Source organism: Nocardioides sp. CPCC 206348, from assembly GCF_048654705.1.
Taxonomy (GTDB): domain Bacteria; phylum Actinomycetota; class Actinomycetes; order Propionibacteriales; family Nocardioidaceae; genus Nocardioides.
This window is the reverse complement of sequence record NZ_JBMCZA010000107.1, coordinates 54249-70500: the sequence shown is the minus strand read 5'-3', so window position 1 is coordinate 70500 and position 16252 is coordinate 54249. Positions and strand designations below refer to the sequence as shown.

Annotated in this window: 13 protein-coding genes; 11 read left to right on the top strand and 2 right to left on the bottom strand. The window is 64.6% G+C overall.

Annotated elements, in window-relative coordinates; all coding sequences use genetic code 11:
• The first annotated feature begins 74 nt into the window (after positions 1-74).
• The 5 genes from ACOADB_RS05775 (at position 75) to ACOADB_RS05755 (ending at position 3123) form a co-directional block, all read left to right on the top strand.
• Positions 75-533 (top strand): hypothetical protein, encoded by a 459-nt coding sequence (locus ACOADB_RS05775; RefSeq protein WP_378596989.1) that lies wholly within the window; start codon positions 75-77, stop codon positions 531-533.
• A 309-nt stretch (positions 534-842) separates the two neighbouring features.
• Complete coding sequence (locus ACOADB_RS05770; RefSeq protein WP_378596988.1) at positions 843-1235, top strand: single-stranded DNA-binding protein; 393 nt, start codon at positions 843-845, stop codon at positions 1233-1235.
• A 17-nt stretch (positions 1236-1252) separates the two neighbouring features.
• Positions 1253-2290: a DUF4192 domain-containing protein gene (locus tag ACOADB_RS05765; protein WP_378596987.1), complete on the top strand. Its 1038-nt coding sequence runs from the start codon at positions 1253-1255 to the stop codon at positions 2288-2290.
• 13 nt (positions 2291-2303) lie between these two features.
• Positions 2304-2459 carry a hypothetical protein gene (locus ACOADB_RS05760; protein WP_378596986.1) on the top strand — a complete coding sequence of 52 codons (156 nt, stop codon included), beginning with the start codon at positions 2304-2306 and terminating at the stop codon, positions 2457-2459.
• Entirely contained in the window at positions 2452-3123 is a 672-nt protein-coding gene (locus ACOADB_RS05755) for a hypothetical protein (RefSeq protein ID WP_378596985.1), read from the top strand. The genes ACOADB_RS05760 and ACOADB_RS05755 overlap by 8 nt, the downstream gene beginning before the upstream one ends.
• Positions 3124-3427: 304 nt before the next feature.
• Here ACOADB_RS05755 and ACOADB_RS05750 read toward each other — a convergent pair whose 3' ends face one another.
• Both ACOADB_RS05750 and ACOADB_RS05745 read right to left on the bottom strand, forming a co-directional pair.
• Complete coding sequence (locus ACOADB_RS05750; protein WP_378596984.1) at positions 3428-5110, bottom strand: TIGR02391 family protein; 1683 nt, start codon at positions 5108-5110, stop codon at positions 3428-3430.
• A 30-nt stretch (positions 5111-5140) separates the two neighbouring features.
• Positions 5141-6226 carry a DNA cytosine methyltransferase gene (locus ACOADB_RS05745; RefSeq protein WP_378596983.1) on the bottom strand — a complete coding sequence of 362 codons (1086 nt, stop codon included), beginning with the start codon at positions 6224-6226 and terminating at the stop codon, positions 5141-5143.
• A gap of 143 nt (positions 6227-6369) precedes the next feature.
• Between ACOADB_RS05745 and ACOADB_RS05740 the strand changes: the two genes are divergently transcribed.
• The 6 genes from ACOADB_RS05740 (at position 6370) to ACOADB_RS05715 (ending at position 16250) form a co-directional block, all read left to right on the top strand.
• Complete coding sequence (locus ACOADB_RS05740; protein ID WP_378596982.1) at positions 6370-7062, top strand: hypothetical protein; 693 nt, start codon at positions 6370-6372, stop codon at positions 7060-7062.
• Position 7063: 1 nt separating this feature from the next.
• A complete protein-coding gene (locus ACOADB_RS05735) occupies positions 7064-7492 on the top strand; it encodes a very short patch repair endonuclease (protein ID WP_378596981.1) in 429 nt (142 codons plus the stop codon).
• A 78-nt stretch (positions 7493-7570) separates the two neighbouring features.
• On the top strand, positions 7571-10336 hold the full coding sequence (locus ACOADB_RS05730; RefSeq protein ID WP_378596980.1) for a DUF1156 domain-containing protein: 2766 nt from the start codon (positions 7571-7573) through the stop codon (positions 10334-10336).
• A gap of 37 nt (positions 10337-10373) precedes the next feature.
• On the top strand, positions 10374-13757 hold the full coding sequence (locus ACOADB_RS05725; RefSeq protein WP_378596979.1) for a Swt1 family HEPN domain-containing protein: 3384 nt from the start codon (positions 10374-10376) through the stop codon (positions 13755-13757).
• Positions 13754-15256: an ATP-binding protein gene (locus tag ACOADB_RS05720; RefSeq protein WP_378596978.1), complete on the top strand. Its 1503-nt coding sequence runs from the start codon at positions 13754-13756 to the stop codon at positions 15254-15256. Before ACOADB_RS05725 ends, ACOADB_RS05720 begins: the two co-directional genes overlap by 4 nt.
• Positions 15246-16250: a PD-(D/E)XK motif protein gene (locus ACOADB_RS05715; protein ID WP_378596977.1), complete on the top strand. Its 1005-nt coding sequence runs from the start codon at positions 15246-15248 to the stop codon at positions 16248-16250. The genes ACOADB_RS05720 and ACOADB_RS05715 overlap by 11 nt, the downstream gene beginning before the upstream one ends.
• Positions 16251-16252: the final 2 nt, after the last annotated feature.

Below are 16252 nucleotides of genomic sequence, written 5' to 3'. Positions count from 1 at the left end.
GACCGGGAATGCAGCGGCGTTGGTGTTAGCCGCTGCAGTTCGACGCCGGCGGACGAGACCAGGGGAGTGACCAGGTGACGAGCCAGACCACGATTCCAGTGGGGATCTACTGGAAGCCCGGCATCTGGGACCTGGCCAGGTCGGCCTACGTTGCCGACCTGGACACCGACCCGGAGTCGCCCGGCGCCTTCGTCGGCTGGCTCGCCCGGGCGCTCGAACTGCACGCCGGACGCTCCCCGCAGCAGCGGGCCGAGCTCGCCGCGGCCGCCGAGCAGCACCCGGCCCAGGTGAGCACCAGGAAGAGCTTCAACAAGAAGCACGACCTGCCAACGTCCACGATCGAAGCCGTCGAGGACGCGATCGTCGAGGACCGCCAGGAGCTCGGCCGCGTCGTCGCCCGATCGGCGTTCGCCCAGGAGGCCGTGATCGCGGCCGCCGACGAGGCCCGCCGGCGTCTGGGTCGAGAGCTTCCCCCGCCGCCGCAGAAGCTCAGCAACCGACCGCCGCGGCGTCGGCCGGCGCGCCAGGGGTGAGCTCGACGCCGCGCTCGAGCACGGCATCCGCGGCTACTCTCGGGCGCACGCCCCGATCCGGTACCCGAGAGCCGGATCGGGGCGTTCTGCTGCCCGGGCCCGCCCGGGCCCTTCTGGTGCCGGCACCCAATCGCCCCGGGGCGCTGCCCGGCGACCTTGGGTGCTGACCACCTTGTGCCTGCTGACGAGGAAGATCCGGCGGCCTGCGTCGCTCGAATTGCTGCGAGGTGATCGCTGCGGGGCGTCGATCCGACCTAGGTGACTGCGGACCCGTATCCGCGGTGTTCCGCAGCCACCGAGGAGGAATCCATGTCAACGACCGTCACCTTCGCGGGGAACCTCGCCGAGGACCCCGAGCTTCTCTCCACCCACGACCAGAAGCCGTTCGTCAGCTGCCGAGTCCTGGTCAACCGCCGGATCCAGAACGAGGTGGGGGAGTGGGTCAACGACGAGCCCACGCCGCACAACGTCAAGGTCTACGGCTCCGCCGCCACCCACGTTCACGACAGCTGCGGCTCCGGGGACCCGATCATCGTGCACGGCCTCGAGCGCACCGAGATCTGGCGCGACAAGGAGACCGGCGAGAAGCGCACGAAGAACGTCGTGGTGGTCGACAACCGCTTCGGCGAGGTCGGGGTCTCGCTCAAGTTCGTCTCCGCCCGGATCGAGCGGGTCGAGCGCGCCGCGGCCCAGGCCAGCTGAGGATGGGGGCCGGCCCGATGGATCTCGTCGTACAGTCCCCAGACGAGCTGCTCGCAGCGATGCCCCACGTCCTCGGCTTCAAGCCCGAGGAGTCGATCGTCCTGGTCCCGTTCGGGCCAGGCCTGCCCACTACGCGCGTCGACCTACCCACGACGGCCAGGGACAGGGAGGAGGTCTGGGACGCGCTGAGCGGCCCCTACGGCCGGCACGCCCGGCCCGGTGCCCGCGTCGGCATCGTGTGCATCACCCAGGACCGCCGCAGCGCCGAGCTCGCCAGCCATCACCTGTCCAACCGGCTGGAGACCGTCGGCATCGCCACCCACCTTCGGCTGTGGGCCGACGGGGAGCGCTGGCGGGAATTCAACACCGGTGCCACAGGTCTGCAGACCCAGGAAGCGGCCGAGCGGATCGCCGCCGCGACGGTCCTCACCGGCACTGTCCAGCCGGCGGCTAGCCGGGCCTCCCTGGCGGCCTCGCTGGTCGGGGACCGGGAACCGATCGCCCAGGTCCTCGAGACGGCCCGGGCATCCGCGGCATCGAGCACACCCAGCGCCGAGCAGGACTGGGCGCTGGACCGACTCGGGCAGTTCCACGCCGACGGCAACCGCCTCTCCGACGTCGAGGGCGCCCGGATGCTCGTGGCGCTGGAGACGATCAGCACCCGCGACGCGCTCTGGGAGGACATGAGCACCCAGAACACCGCCTCGCACATCGCTTTGTGGGGCGACCTGACCCGCCGTGCTCCGGACGAGGTCCGCGCCGCCTCGGCGTCGATGCTCGGCTTCGCCAGCTGGCTGCGCGGGGACGGAGCCAAGGCCTGGTGTGCGCTCGACCAGGTGCCCGTCGACCGGCCCTACTCCATGGCCGCCATCGTCGCCTCGGCCCTGCAGAACGGCCTCCATCCCCGGGAGTGGGAGCGCCACCAGGCGCAGATGCGCGAGGTCGCCAGCGAGCTCGACGAGTCGTTCGTGCCGAAGCCGCCTGGCGGCCATCACGCGCAGCGGGACGTCCCGCGCACTCAGCCCACCACTGACCGGCTGGCTCCCGGCCGCTGAGGAGGACATCTCGATGGACGAGCAGGACAACACCGCCACCCAGCAGAGCGTCACCGAGCGCCAGCTGCGCCGCCTGGTCGTGCCGGCGCCCGCCGCGTACGACCCCAGCAGGCGCATCGACGTCATCCACGAACCCGACCTCGACCTTCTGTGGGGTCCGGATGAGTAGCGCCCGCGACTTCGAGGCCCCTGATGGCGAGCTCGGCCGATGGATCGACGCTCGGACTATCGAGCTGCTTGAGGATCTGGAAGAGCACTGGGGAGGTCGCTTTGACGAGGCACGAGCCCGCGAACTGGTGACGGCGTACCTCGGGCTGCGTGGGTCGACCGAGGCCCTGTCGGAGGAGGATCGATTCTCCCTTCTCAACGGCGCAGCTATGGCACTCCTCGGCGATGAGTACCGACCGCCTTCGCCGACGTCGGAGTTCAGTGCCCCGGTCGATCTCAATGCAGGATTCAACGCGTTGGCCTCGCTGAGCATCGCCGCGCGTGACTGGCATCGCCACCACGCTGAGGTCCCTGATGCCGAAGGCCTTCAAACGACCCTGGTCCAACTCCACGCCTGGATCGACGCACTCGCCGACACGTGCTTCGAACTGGCCGAGCAGCTCGAACGGCTCATCGTCAGCGAACAAGGCGAGTTCGACGACTCCGTACTTGTCACCGCCCAGGTAGCCACGACCAGCGCCGACCTCCTGGATTCCGTAGCGGACCGCGCCGAACGTGAATACCTCGACACAGATGATTCGAAAGATCAGTGGGCCGCCATAGCGGCTTGTGCCAGCCTCCGGACAAGCGTCGATGACCTACGCCAGGCGACCGGAGCTCCGTAGACGAACGAACCCGACTCGCCAGCAACCCCGACGAAACCGAGCCGTCGACTGGCTCCGCACCCCGCGCGGCCCGAAGTGGGTGTTCCCGGTGGCCGTCGTTGCAACACCCGCCTACATCGGAGCGATGGCCGGCTGCATCCACCTCGCCACCCGACCCGGGCTGGGCTGGCTCAACGGGCTGGTCTTCCTCTTCCTCTGGACGCCGCCAAGTTCGCTTGGATAGGAACCCTGAGCCCGGTGCTCGCCGTCGCATCGTTCAGGTGCACACGCGGGAGTCGGATGGCCATGTAACGAGTCCACTGATCTACGGAGTGAGCACCGCGTCGTCGAGCCGTCGGCGGAGATGAGACATCAGGCTGAGTGCGTCGAGGCAGTCCTGGTGGCTGATCACCCCGAGGGACTTGATCGTCTCCAGCGTCTCGTGTGAGAGCGGATTTCGGAACGCTGACCAGATGGCTTTGGACAGCTCACGCTGTCCGTTCTCGAGATTCGTGGCGGAGGCGCCAGAGATCGATGGTGTCCCGGAGCGGAAAGGGGATGTGAAGTTCAGGCGTGGCCCGGAACCGTCACCCAGCGCCTTGCCGAACAGGGATGCCTCGGCTTCGTCAGGCAGGTTCGCCGCGGATCGAAGATCGGCAACATATTGCTTGCAGGCCTCCAGGAGCGCTTGGTAATAGTCGCCAGCCTTGAAGTAGGTCTCGCAGGCGGTCTGGATGCTGGGATGTAGGTGGCGCCAGATCAGATCTGCGTACGGCGGGGCGATTTCCTTCAGGCTCTTGACCGCCTTTCCGCGGTCCTCGTCGCTCATGTCGGTGTCGTCTGACTCGATGATATTGATGAGCTCCCGGAGTGGCTCCTTCTCGGGACCCTGCACGGTGTCAGCCCAGCCGTCAGGGTCAACCCCTGTCTCGTCTTCGATCTGCTTCTTCTTCTTGGCTGCCCGAAGTTGTCTGCGCAGCTGCGCAACCTCCTCGACCATGCGCTTGAGCAGCGCACGAATCCTCGCTGCATCTGCTTGGTCCCAGTTGACGGCTCGGCGGTCCGTCGCAACGACGTCGGGCTTGATGGCGTCCAGTCCGTCGACGGCGATGTAGCCGGTCAGATATGCATAGGCATAGCTAGAGTCCGAAGCGCCGAAGAACTCGGGCTCGTTCACGAGTCGTCCGTTGGCATATACGGCCACACCGCGCATCTGCGTTGGCAATGGCTTCTCGGCCGCGATCACGATGCCGACCACGCCGGCGCTAGACAGGTCCTGCGAACTCTCCGGCAGGTCGGAGGGGATGTCCCACTTGAACTCGCTAGCGACCGTTGAAACCCGGAGCTCCCGAGTGACCGGGATCTCCGACCCATCGCGGCCGATCACCTTGAGGTCGACCTCGCTGTCGCTGTACTGGAACAGCCGAGAGAGGCTCTCGGCGAGGTCTGCTGGCGAAATGTCGCTGGAGCGAGTCAATCGCGAGACCGTCACCGAGGTCCCGTGCGTGGACGGCTCAGCGGGCTCGGACCCTGAGGTCGGCTCGTAATCTCCGTCGTCGGTGCCGATCAAGGCTTCCCAGTTCATCGTCACGATGAGGCGTTCCGCTTGGCCTTCACGGGTCGTCGAGACTTCGATTTCGTGGCCGATGCCGAAGAGTGCCAGCTTGCCCAAGCCCTTCTTGCCAGAGACCGTTCGCTTGCCGCTCTCGGACTTGGCCGTGGCCGATGTCCCACGCCGGTTCCGGCCGATTCGCAGGTACTTATCACGGACGTCATCGCGTGACATGCCATGCCCATTGTCCTCAACCACGATGCGTTGCGACTCACCGCTGCCGATGACATGAACGGAGATCTCGGTGGCGTCGGCGTCGTAGGCGTTCGCGACGAGTTCGGCGACCGCGTTCGGGAGGCGTGAGTACATGTTCGACCCGAGGTGCTCGATCGTGTGCGGGTCGAACTTGAGGACGAGATCGTTAGCGGTGGAGTCCGCAGGAGCGACGTCAGTCATGCTGGTGCGAGGGTAGTCGGAGGCCGCGGGTCATGCGGCGTCGAAGGCCGAAAGCAGATGCCCGCCGATGGCCTTGCCGAGTGGGATCGGCACAGCGTTTCCGATCTGCCTGGCGATGGCTGTCTTGGATCCCACCCACTTGTAGGTGTCACGGAAGCCTTGGATCCGGGCCGCTTCGTGATGCGTGAGCGCGCGGGGTTCCGATGGATGCAGGTAGCGGCCCTTTTCCGGCTTGAAGAACTCCGTTCGGATCGTCACCGACGGTCGGTCCCACCAGAGTCTTCCCATGACATCGCCTGAGCCGGTCGTGTGCTTCAGCCAGCAGTCCGACTTCAGGCTGTCGGGAAGCTTGAAGCGGTTCTCGCCTTCCTTGATGTAGGCGAATCGCTTCAAGGAGATCTCCTCGTAGTGGCGCGTCAGGTGGAGTTCGTCCGTGCGGTAAGTCCCGGCCAGGGACTTTCCTGCGAACTCGTGCTCGCGGTCCGGGAGATTCCGCCGTCGGACCTCGACCGGAAGGTTGCTGAGTGCCTGGCGCAGTGTTCGCCAGTTGGCGGGATCCTTGAACTGAGACTTGATCTCGGGAAATCCGGGGTGCGGCAAGTCCTTATGGTGTCCGATCAGGATCACGCGCTTCCGGACCTGGGCCGCCCCATACTCGGCGGCATTCAGAACCTTCGCTTCGAAGCTGTACTCGCGTAGCGCGCCGTTCGGTCCGCACAACTCCTTGAACTGTTCGAACTGCGGTGACTCCAGGAACCGCGGGACGTTCTCCAGCACGAAGAACTTCGGCTGGGCCTGGACGATTGTTTTTGCGTAGTACTCCCAGAGGCGGTTCCGCTCGTCGTTCACATTCTTCTTGCCCAGTGCTGAGAATCCTTGGCATGGAGGACCGCCAATAATGAGGTCGGCAGACGGGACCTCCTCGGTCGCGAGCCAATCCTCGATCGCGCCGGCGAACACCTTGGCCTTGCCATGGTTCGCCTCATACGACGCGGCTGCGGGTAAGTCGAACTCAACTGCTCGAACTGTGGAGTAGACCCGAGTGGCGGTCTTTGCCGCGGAAGCGCGCTTGAAGCCCTCGCTGAGGCCGCCCGCGCCGCTGAAGAGGTCGAGCACGCGTACATGGGCGCGCGACGCCGACCGAGAATCCACCATAGTCCGCAACTCTAGCCGGCCCGGCCGACAGTGCGTGGGGAGTTCGGTAGGACTCGCCGGCGACACCATACGCCGGCTGCCCGACAGCGCCGTACGCTCGAAGCGTGTTGCACGAGGTGTCGGCAGAGGCCGGGTTGGGGTTCTGTCATGCCGCCCTGCCCGAACTTCTGCCGGTCGGCTACCACGGCCCGCTCGTCGTGGCCCTTGACTCAAACGTGCTGATCGACTTCCAGACGCACGGCAGCGAGATGCTGAACGACGAGATCGGCGTCGCTGAAGCGAAGTACGCCGAAGAGTTGCGGTGTCTCGCGACCTTGCTAAACCTCTGGATGCTCCGAGACATCCGATTCGTCGTCACCCCACGGGCACGCAGCGACGCCAAACGCTCGATTCCGGGCTTCGACGAGATGATCGACGGCCTGGCTGAGTCTCTGGCGTTTCAATTCGGCGACTGGACCTACCCCGCACCATCGAACGAACCTGCGCCTCCGCCGGTCGGCGATGAGCATGGTCTGCCGCCCGGTGCCGACCGCGACTTGGTGTTGGAGGCACAAGCCGCCGGTGCACACACATTCGTGACCCGCGATCGCCGCGTCCTTCGGCGGACCGTTCTGACCGGGCCACCGATGCGGATCTGCGCTCCGAGTGACCTTGCGGACGAACTGGTCACGTCTGGAGTCGGACTGATGGCCGGTGGTCTCTGCGAAGAGCAGGGGTGCCCTTACGGCAACACGATGACGCCCGCGCCGGACATCGGCAAGTGGGGTCCCTTGTTCGCCCACTTCGAAGACGAGTGACATGGGCGTCCCTGTGCCAACCACCGACTCCCGAACGGCGCAGCGCATGGCGAAACAGCGCACCAGGGATACCGCGGCCGAAGTGCAGCTGCGTCGGCTTCTCCACGCCCGCGGGCTCCGGTACCGCGTAGACGCGGCGATACCAGGGTTGCCGAGGCGGCGGGCAGACCTCACCTTCGCGACCAGTCGCGTCATCGTGTTCATCGACGGCTGCTTCTGGCACGGCTGCCAGGAACACAAGTCCCTACCGCAGAACAACGCCGACTGGTGGGCCACGAAGCTGGCCCGCAACGTCGAGCGTGACCGGGAGACGGACGCTCATCTCGTCGAACAAGGGTGGCAGGTGGTTCGGATCTGGGAGCATGAGGACCCGGAGTGCGCGGCGGATCGCGTCGAGGCCGCTGTTCGATCGGGGCAATCCAGGTCATAACGGGTTCTGTCGGACCGCTCTGGTACCTATTGAGTGGAGCCGTTCGGCTCCGCACCGGGGTCGAGTCGAGGGAACAGATTGAAGCGCAAGCTCATCGAGGTGTCGCTGCCGCTTGAGGCGATCAACAAGCAAGCCGCCCGCGAGAAGTCGATCCGCCACGGACACCCATCAACCCTGCACCTGTGGTGGGCGCGTAGGCCGTTGGCCGCAGCCCGCGCCGTTCTGTTCGCACAACTCGTCGACGATCCGAGTGCCCGGCCGGACGAGTTTCCAACAGACGAAGACCAGCGGATCGAGCGCGAGCGACTGCACGGGATCGTTGAGCGCCTAGCGGACTGGGATCACCTTCGGGACGAACGTCTCCTCGCCGAGGCACAAACCGAAATCCTTGCGTCCACAGGTGGGGTAATGCCGCGGATTCAGGACGTCTTCGCCGGTGGAGGCACGATCCCGCTGGCGGCTGTCGGCCTCGGTCTCGACGCCGAGGCATCTGATCTCAATCCCGTGGCGGTTCTGATCAACAAGGCCCTGATCGAGCTCCCCGCAGCATCTCGGGACCAGCCGCCAGTCTTCCCCGGACTTGCGGATGGCCAGATCGGTGGCTGGAAGGACGCCGCCGGACTGGCGGCCGACGTTCGTGCGTACGGACACTGGCTCCGGGACGAGGCCGCTCGCAGTCTCCGACTCAACTACCCGGACGCCAAGCTCTCCGATGGATCAACCGCGATCTCGATTGCATGGATCTGGGCCAGGACGGTTTCCTGCCCGAATCCCATGTGCGGCATATCGGTTCCACTGGCTCGAAGTTGGTGGCTTGGCAAGAAGAAGGGGAAGGAAACTTACGTCGTCCCGAGGCTGGTCGCGGACAGCAGCCATCCGTCCGGTCAGGCAGTTCGGTTCTCGATCGGGCGAGGCGCGAGCAGTGCTCCGCCAAAGGATGCCGACGGCACGGTCAAGGGGAGGGCAGGGGCGACCTGCGTGTCCTGCGGGACGCACATTCCGATCAGCTATCTCCGAGCCGAGGGGAAGGCCGGCCGACTCGGCACCCAGATGCTGGCCGTCGTCGCGGAGGGGACCCGCCAACGCCACTATCTCGAAGTAGATGACATCCATCTTCGTGCTGCTGAAGTTGGTGAGGTTGACTCGCAAATTTCCGGCATGATTGCCGAGAACCCGCGCTGGTTTTCACCGCCGGCTTACGGTCTGACGTCATTCGCCGATCTCTATACGAGCCGTCAGTTGATGACGCTCGCAACGTTCTCTGATTTGGTTTCTGTGGCCCGCGAACGTGTTGTCGAAGACGGAGGGACCAGCGCCTACGCGGACGCGGTTGCCACATACCTGGGATTCGCTGTGAGTCGCCTCGCCGACTACGGGTCGTCAATGGCAACGTGGATGCCCGATCCGAAGAACGAAGGACTGCGAAACACATTTGCGCGCCAAGCGATCCCGATGACTTGGGACTTTGCAGAGGCCAATCCGTTCTCGGATTCCTCTGGAAACTTCGGCTTCATGCTCCGAGGAATTGTTCGTGTGTTGGAGAGCCTGATGCCACGGGCGATCGGGGTGGCTCGCCAAGCAGACGCGTCGTCCGCATCGCTTCCCGGAGCGGTGCTATCAACTGATCCGCCGTACTACGACAACATCGGATACTCGGATCTGTCGGACTACTTCTACGTGTGGCTTCGCCGTTCCTTGAAGGGCGTATACCCGGATCTGCTCTCGACCCTTTTGGTACCAAAGGCTGAAGAGCTAGTAGCGAATCCGTATCGCCACGGGGGTAAGCGCGGCGCGCAAGAGTTCTTCGAGGACGGGTTCCGCAAGGTTTTCGCGACTGCCCGGGCATCCGCTTCTGATGGATATCCCATCACCGTCTACTACGCGTTCAAACAAAGCGAGGCTGATGAGGATGGCGAGGCTTCGACAGGATGGGAAACACTGCTCGAAGGCATGATCACGGCGGGCTGGGAAATTACCTCGACATGGCCGATGCGCAGTGAGCGAAGTGGCCGAATGATTAGCCTCGGAACGAATGCCTTGGCGTCGTCGATCGTCCTGTCGTTGCGACCTCGACCGACGTCGGCACAGATCATCGACCGTCGCGGATACCTGGACTTGCTTCGAGACGAACTGCCGTCGAGGTTGCGCGAACTGCAGCACGGTGCGATCGCTCCAGTCGATTTGGCGCAGGCCGCGATCGGGCCGGGCATGGCGGTGTTCTCAAGATTCACCCGAGTAGTTGAGCCAAACGGGACAAGCGTGACCGTTCGTGCTGCCCTCCGCGTTATCAACACTGTCCTCGGTGAGGTCCTCTCCGACCAAGAGGGAGACTTCGACACTGACACGCGTTGGTGCGTGAAGTGGTTCGAGACGCACGGCTTCGACAAGGCTGGCTACGGCGAGGCCGAGACGCTCGCGGGGGCATACAACACGTCGGTTGCGGGACTCGACCGATCCGGTGCCGTCTACGCCAAGGCGGGCGAGGTCCGACTGTTGACGAGTGGCGAGCTTGCGAGGTCGTACCGCCCGGAGCGCGACGAGCACATCACGCTGTGGGAAGTGGCGATGCATCTGGTCAAGGCACTCGACGAAAGCGGACTGGCCGAGGCGGGACGGATCCTCGACGGAGCGTCGACACGCGTCGACGTCGAGGCTGTTAAGGAACTCGCGTATCTCGTGTTCTCCCATGCGGAGAAGCGATCCATGGTCCAGGTGGCTGGCATGTTCAACGCGCTAGTGACGTCGTGGCCCGAGGTCACCGCGGCTGCGAAGGCTCACGCAACTGCTGCCCCAAACGCGACCGAACAGGTCATGCTTCTTATTGATGACGAGTTGGACGGGTAAGGAGGGGGCATCAATGGCAGTTAGCAATCGTGAGCGCGTGACGCGTGCACTGGAGATCTCGGCGGACGCTCTCGGGCCGTTTGTCTCCCGCCAGCTCGCCCCTCATGTCCCGGCTGGGATGGAGTGGCCGTCCATCCTCCGTGTTCTTGACGAAGAGAAGGGGAACGACAAGGCTGGCTTCCTCTACGCGCCTTCGGACCTTGCGCTTCAGCTGCGCGTGATGACCGAACGCCTCGGCGCGCTCGGCTTCCCGTTCTCCACCGCGTTGTCGCGTGCCGAGCAGAACCTCGCGGGCGAACTCCGCGAGGTTCGGAATCGAGCGGCTCACGGGGCGCCGTTCAGTTTCGATGACACGTACCGTGCGCTGGACACGGCTGAACGGTTGCTCCGCGCCGCGGACCAACCTGCTGCCGCTGACAGGATCAAGGCCGAGCGAAACGACCTTCAGCGCACCCAGATCGAGGCAGAGACCCGCCGCGATGTCCGAGAGAGCACGTCAATCTCGGGGCTCGGCGACGTCGACCTCACGCCGTGGCGTGAGGTGTTGAAGCCGCACCCGGACGTGCTAAGCGGGCGCTTCAAGGAGTCCGAGTTCGCGGCGAACCTGCACTCAGTCGCACATGAGACAGGTACCACCTCCGCCGAGTACTCGGACCCTGTCGAGTTCTTTCGGCGAACGTTCCTCACTACGGGGCTCAAGGATCTCTTGACGCAGGCAGCCAACCGTGTCGCCGGCGGAGCCGCCGCGGCTCCGGTGATCAATCTTCAGACAACGTTCGGTGGTGGCAAGACGCACTCGATGCTCGCTGTCTGGCACCTCTTCTCGTCGGTGCCGTCGGCCCAGCTCCCGCAAGAGATCCAAGAGATTCTCCACTCCGCCGACCTCGCCGACACCGATCGAAGCATTCGTCGTGTGGCCGTCGTCGGCAATGAGATTGCCGCTGGGCAAGCCCGCGAGCGTGACGGGCTGACAATTCGGACGCTTTGGGGGGAGATCGCGCGCCAGCTCGGAGGAAAGGAAGCATTCGACCTGTTGGCGGAGTCCGACGCCAACAGCACAAGTCCGGGCGACCACCTCCGGGACGTCCTGACTCGCTACTCGCCGTGCGTGATCCTGATCGACGAGTGGGTTGCCTACGCCCGCCAACTCGGGGACGACGACCTTCCAGGCGGCACGTTCGAGACCCAGTTCACCTTTGCCCAGCTTCTAACTGAAGCCGTTGCCGCGACGCCCGGTGCGCTCCTGCTGGTGTCGATCCCTGCGAGCGATGTTCGCCGCGAGCAGGACGGAACGTCCGAGTTTTTGGCCTCCGACCTGGAGACTGGTGGCGAACGTGGTCGTGCCGCACTGCGCCGACTTGAGCACGTTGTTGGCCGGGTCGCTCATCAGTGGCATCCCGCTTCGGCCCAGGAGTCGTTCGAGATCGTGCGGCGTCGGCTGTTCGAGCAGCCCGACGCACAGGCCTTCCGACAGGTGGCAGCCACGGCCCGCAAGTTCGTAACGTTCTATCGCGAGCACCAAGGCGAGTTCCCCCGTGAGACGACCGAGGACGCCTACGAGCAGAAGATCCGTTCTGCATACCCGATCCACCCCGAGCTCTTCGCACGGCTCTACGAGGACTGGTCGACGCTCGAACGTTTCCAGCGCACCCGGGGTGTGCTTCGGCTCATGAGTGGCGTGGTCAAGGAACTCTATGCGGCAGATGACGACTCGCCGTTGATCATGCCGGGGTCGGTCCCGATCGCGGCTGACCAAGTCGTCGGTGAACTGACTCAGTACGTCGACGCTCAGTGGCGCTCAGTCATCGACTCGGACGTCGACGGGCGTGACAGCCTCCCGTTCCAGATCGATCGCGAGCGCCCGCTATTCGGCAAGCGTGGCCTCACACGACGCATCGCGCGCGCCACGTTCCTCGGCTCGGCAGCGACCCTGCAAAGCGCACACAAGGGGATCGAGCGCAACCACATCTTCCTGGGTGTCGCGATGCCAGGCGACACAGTCGGCAACTTCGGGTCCGCACTCCAGATGTTGAGCGACCAAGCGACCTACCTGTTCTCGGAGGGCGTCCGCTACTGGTACGACCTACAGCCTTCGCTCAATCGCACTGTCAACGAGCGCGCAGCGAACCTGCATGAAGAAGACGTGTGGGCCGAGGTCGTCACCCGGCTCAAGCAGGCGGGGCAGGCGGGTGCCGACTTCGCGGGAGCCATCGTCGCTCCTGAGGACACCTCCGACGTGCCCGAGGCGGAGGCCGTCCGATTGGTTTACGCCCACCCGCGATTCACGCACAAGAACAAGGACACAGACTCCCGAGCGATCAGATTCGCACGGGACGTCGTCGCCAACCGCGGGAGCGCCAGCCGCGAGCGACGAAACACCTTGGTCTTCCTGGCCGCCGACGAGCAGCGCTACGCCGAGCTGGAGTCGATCGTCCGACAGCACCTCGCATGGCGCAGTGTCGTCAAGGACAAGGACCATCTCGACCTGACCCAGCAGCGCGTTGCGCTCGCGAGCGCCAAGGTTGACGAGACAAACAAGGTTGTCTCGCAACGGATCGGGACCAGCTGGATCTGGGCGCTCTATCCGCGCGATCGCGGCGAGAATGAGCCGTTCAGCATCTCAGTCGTGCGCGCGGACGGGGACGACGATCGACTAGGCGTCCGCACCGGTAAGAAGCTCGTCAAGGAGGACGTGCTCCGGGTGCAGATTGCGCCGGCCACGATCCGCCACGACCTGGACTCCAAGCTGCATCGGGTCTGGAACGAAGGACGCATCCGCGTCGGCGACCTGTGGGACTACTACACGAAGTACCCGTATCTCCCACGCCTGCGCGACAAGACCGTCCTGGTGCGCGCCATCGAGGATGCCGCCATGGACATTGCGTGGACCCAGACCGGGTTCGCGCTGGCGGACGACTACGACGCGACAACAGGCGACTTCATGGGCCTGACCGTGCCGCTGGAGGATGGTCCTGCCGTCGTCACCGACGACACCTACCTGGTCGCCCCGCACGTCGCATCGGCACAGCGTGCCCGCGAACAGGCTGCGATCCGGTCCAGCGAGCCGGCCGTCCAGGTCCGCACGAGCGAGCCCACCTCAACTGACCCACTTGCTCCCTCGGTCACGACGACTCCGTCGCCCGTGACCGAAACGTCGTCGGTGGTGGAGCGCGCACGATATGAAGGCCGATACGAGGTCGACGCGAGTGAGCCGGATGCCATTGCCGGCAGACTGCGTGAGGTGATCGAGGAGGTCCTTCGGCACATCGTGACTGCCCCGGGTGCCGAGAACGTCTCCATCGTTCTCGAAGTCAGTGCCGAAAACAGTGAAGGTTTCTCCGAGGCCGTGGCTCGGACAGTTCGCGAGAACAGCAAGGTTCTCGGGTTCGACAAGAGCGACTTCGAGGACGTCGAATGGTGACAGCCTCGAACGATGTCATCGAACGGATCAAACTCGCCCCCGACGCGGGCCTGGTCAACAGCCTCGGGGCCAACCACACCTTGGAGTCGGCTATCGCCGACCTCGTCGACAACAGTATCGATGCGGGGGCGTCCCGAGTTTCGATCCGGCTGCTGACCCGTAACGATCGCCTCACGCAGGTCGAAGTGCTCGACAACGGCAGAGGCATGGACGCTGCCGGGGCGAACGCCGCCATGACGATCGGTCACCAGCGTGAGTACGTGGACGGGGACCTGGGTCATTTCGGAATGGGCCTCAAGGCAGCGTCGTTCGGTCACAGCGACGTGCTCACGGTGTGGTCCACGCAGTACGGAGCAACGCCTGTAGGGCGTCGCATCCGGCGCGCCGATTTCTCCAAGGACTTCACGTGTGAAGTGCTCTCGGCCGACGTCGCAGCCGAGCATGCTGCCGAGCGACAGATCGTTCTCGGGTCTCTCGAAGGGACGTCGATCGTTTGGACCGATGTTCGCAATGCGTATCGCGGTCGGAACCCTGAAGAGGCACGTAGTTGGCTCTCGACGCGCAACGAAGTCCTCAGAGCGCACCTCGGGGTCACGTTTCACCGGCTCCTGACCGCCAAGCGGCTTCAGATCGACGTGCTTATCGACGAGCTGGGAGAAGCCCTTGCAGGCCCGGGAATCCCGGTGATGCCCATCGATCCATTCAGCTACGCAACCTCGGGGCACCCGGAGTACCCCAAGGACCTCGTCGCGAGGGCTGGCGAGACGCGGGTCAAGCTGAAATGCCATGTGTGGCCAGCCAAGTCCGACGTCACCGGCTTCCGGATCGGCACCAAAAGCGGTGAACAGTTCCAGGGTTTCTACATCTACCGAAACGACCGCCTGCTCCAGATCGGCGGCTGGTCGGACACGGCCACGCCTACCGCGGCACGCCAGCTCGCGAGAGTCGTGTTGGAAGACACGGGTGCCATAGGTCCATTCGTGACGATGAACCCCGAAAAGAGCGGCTTGAAGTTCGAGCCTGTCTTCCATGACGCGATCAACAAAGCCGAAGCCGGCGACGGCACCACCTTCCTGACCTACCTCCAGGACGCCGAGTCGATCTACACCGACGCGAACAAGCGGAAGCGCCAGCGCAAGCCGGTAATCCGGCCGGACAAGGGTGTAGCGCCGGCGGTCCGCAGGCGCATTGGGACCGAGTTGTCGTTCATCGACGGCGAAGCTGTCAACATCAAGTGGAAGCGCATGCCAGCGGGCGAGTTCCTGGATGTGGACCACCCGGACAAGACCCTGTGGCTCAACAGTCGATATCGCGCATTGTTCGCTCCTGACGGCGGGAGTCTGAATGACGCCCCTGTGCTCAAGGCATTGGTCTTCCTGCTGACCCACCACGTCTTCGAAGGTCAGTTTCTCGGGTCGCGGGACAAGGATCAGATAGCTCTTTGGCAAAGTGTCCTTGGGGCCGCTGCGGCCGCCGAGGAGCACATGCGTGGCGAGTGAGGACGAAGCGATGACGATTTCGCCGGATGATGCGCGGCATCTGACTTTCACAACTCTCGACGAGCTGTGGGCGAACGGCGCACCCATGGTGCTGCCCATCAAGGGTGAGCCGGCTTGTCGCCTCCAACTCGACCCCAAGAACGGCCTCATCACACTGGTCACGGCTTATGACACCCCCGAGCCCGACGTTGCCAAACTCAAGAACGTCGGCTTCAGTGCGGTGTCGTCAGGGGACGAGGAGTTGGCCGAGCTGACGGTTCGTGTCGAGGGCAGCGTCCACGGTGCCTATGGCTTACTCGCCACCATTGCCGACGAGCTCCAGATCGAGAAGATGCCGCTCGCTGCGGCAGTCGCGGCCGGAGTCGCCCGCCATCGAAATGTGTTCGCCAGCCGCGGTGCGATGACCACCGAGAAGGAGGTCGGGCTGATCGGAGAGTTGCTCTTCCTGGAGTTCCTCATCCATCAGGTCGGCGCGGGTCCGGCGGCGGCTGCTTGGCAAGGTCCACTGTCCGAGGAGCACGACTTCACGTTCGACTCGGTCCACATCGAGGTGAAGACGACCAGTGGTGAACGACGGCGGCACGTCGTGCACGGACTGGACCAGCTCGTGCCGCTCCGGGGGGTGCCGCTCAGCATGCTGTCGATCCAGCTCACGAGGAGTTCCCCGGACGGTGGTCGGACCCTTCCGCAGGTGGTGGCAAACGTTCGAAAGATCGCTGGCGGTCACCAGGTGGGAGTCGACGCGATGTTGTCCAGCTTCGGCTGGCAGGACGAGGACGCCGACCTGTACGCGACTTTCTGGGCATTGCGTTCCGAGCCGCGTGCGTACGACGTCAAGAACGACTTCCCGGCAATGACCCCTGACTTGGTAGCACCGGTCGTACCCAATTTCGCACTTCTGTCGGACGTCTCGTACAGAGTGGACCTGACCGACCTGCATCATGACGCGCTTCCCGACCCCATCGGCGGATTCGTGGAGTCGAAGGAGAGCTGACG

Bases quoted from the DNA above. Each gene is read 5' to 3' on its own strand.
- ACOADB_RS05755 (WP_378596985.1), top strand. From the start codon at position 2,452: ATGAGTAGCGCCCGCGACTTCGAGGCCCCTGATGGCGAGCTCGGCCGA.
- ACOADB_RS05770 (WP_378596988.1), top strand. From the start codon at position 843: ATGTCAACGACCGTCACCTTCGCGGGGAACCTCGCCGAGGACCCCGAG.
- ACOADB_RS05735 (WP_378596981.1), top strand. From the start codon at position 7,064: ATGGGCGTCCCTGTGCCAACCACCGACTCCCGAACGGCGCAGCGCATG.
- ACOADB_RS05750 (WP_378596984.1), bottom strand. From the start codon at position 5,110: ATGACTGACGTCGCTCCTGCGGACTCCACCGCTAACGATCTCGTCCTC.
- ACOADB_RS05760 (WP_378596986.1), top strand. From the start codon at position 2,304: ATGGACGAGCAGGACAACACCGCCACCCAGCAGAGCGTCACCGAGCGC.
- ACOADB_RS05765 (WP_378596987.1), top strand. From the start codon at position 1,253: ATGGATCTCGTCGTACAGTCCCCAGACGAGCTGCTCGCAGCGATGCCC.